At 43.8% G+C, this 1,653-nt stretch carries 2 protein-coding genes; both read right to left on the reverse strand.

Annotated features, from left to right (window positions below):
- A partial coding sequence (pylD, locus tag BLP52_RS14215) for a 3-methylornithyl-N6-L-lysine dehydrogenase PylD (protein WP_091711144.1) occupies positions 1 to 722 on the reverse strand: 722 nt, incomplete at its 3' end.
- Between the two features lie 2 nt (positions 723 to 724).
- Positions 725 to 1,653, reverse strand: a 929-nt coding sequence (pylC, locus tag BLP52_RS14220; protein WP_154717904.1) for a 3-methylornithine--L-lysine ligase PylC, incomplete at its 5' end; no start/stop codon positions are given.

Consider the following 1,653-nt stretch of genomic DNA (forward strand, 5'->3'; position numbering starts at 1 on the left):
TCAACGTGATACTTCTGTCCGATCTCAGGTGGAAGTCCGCAGGGAATTCCCGGGGTTGAGACAAGACATCTTTCTTCGATCATACCCTCTGATATTGTGTTTGCATTCGGTGTTGCCTCAAAGACCATTGAGAACTTCTTCCTGTCATCGCTACAATAGGGCTTGATTCCAAGTTCATCCACAGCCTTTTGCAGGAATTCCTTGTTTGGATCGCATGCGTAAACATTGAATCCCTTGTTCACAAGATGGCATGCTCCTGCATAACCAACCCTTCCGAGTCCGATAACAAGTATATCCTTTGAATTGGCTTCCTTGTATCTGGAAGCGATATCAGCGTAAATAACACCTGTTGCAACATGGTTGCTCACTATCTTTTCATTCCTCAGATTGTGAGCGGTGAAAATATGGTCATCAGCCATCATTATGATATCAGCACCCTGAGAAACTGCTTCATAGTAACCTGTGACATCAGGGTGTTCTGTTATGAAACCTTCAAAGCCGAAATACCGGACTATGAACAGGAGTGACGATGTGAAATTGCTGATAATACCATTGCCGGCAGTTATAGGAATGATCGCAACTTTTTCAGTACCGGGCTGTGTGCTGTAAAGTGCCTCGCATATACCTTTGATATCAAGACCAGTAACCCTTTTTGCGATCTCATCGTTCTCTTCAAGTTGCATTGAAAGATTCTCAAGGTCTTCCGGTGTTAAAAGTGCCATTTTCATTCCTCCTGTTCTCTGTTCATGAAATGACCGATGATCATTTCCATTCCATTCTGTCTTATCTTTTCAGTCTCTTCTCTGTCAGTTCCGTAACTTATGAGGGTGAAAACACTGTTCTTGTTCTCTCCTCTGGACTCGAATATTTCAAGTCCTTCTGAATTATGGAACTGTACATATTCATCTCCCTGTGAGAGCACATGCTCGCCAACAGGTTTCAGTTCTCCGTTTTCAAGCAAAAGGTGCTCGTAGATGCAATAGTTAGTCTCAGGAACCATGTCAGTTTCCTGAACTTCTCCCAGAAACGCCTGCATGAGCATCTCAACAAGGTTGACCCCGGTAGAGTGATAAACGGCTGTGGGCGTCTGGCTCGGGAACCTTGCATCTATTTCCAGTACCTTAAGTCCCCTGGGGCTGTCTATTGCTTCAACGTCCATTATTCCCCGGAGATCGAGGTTCTTAGCAAGTTCATATGTGATCTTCCTGAACTCAGGATAATTATCAATAGGAGTAACCATGTGGCAGTCGTAGGTGCCATCGATATGAATCTTCGTTTCCTTTACAACTGCAAAGTTAGTTCCATCACCTATCACTTCAAGAGAAATAACATCACCCTCAACATATTCCTCAATGAGCATTGAAGGGTCAAGTCCTTCAAGATTCTTGTCATCATATATTATAGATGTCCCGATACTGCTGCTCTCACACGGAGGCTTCACAAAATATGGCGGGCTGGTGGGCTTGTCCGCAGGAGTCGGAATATTGATTGACTTGAAATAGTCCTTGGAACGCTTCTTGTCCATGCTGATGTGATAGGCATCAAAATCAAAGAGTACAGGACAAGCAAGCTCGTCCTTTATGCTCCTGAGAAACTCTATTGTTTCAAGGTTCTCGTTCACAGGGATTATAGCATCCACATTTTCTGAGAGTT

The sequence above is a fragment of the Methanolobus vulcani genome (assembly GCF_900100715.1).
GTDB lineage: Archaea > Halobacteriota > Methanosarcinia > Methanosarcinales > Methanosarcinaceae > Methanolobus > Methanolobus vulcani.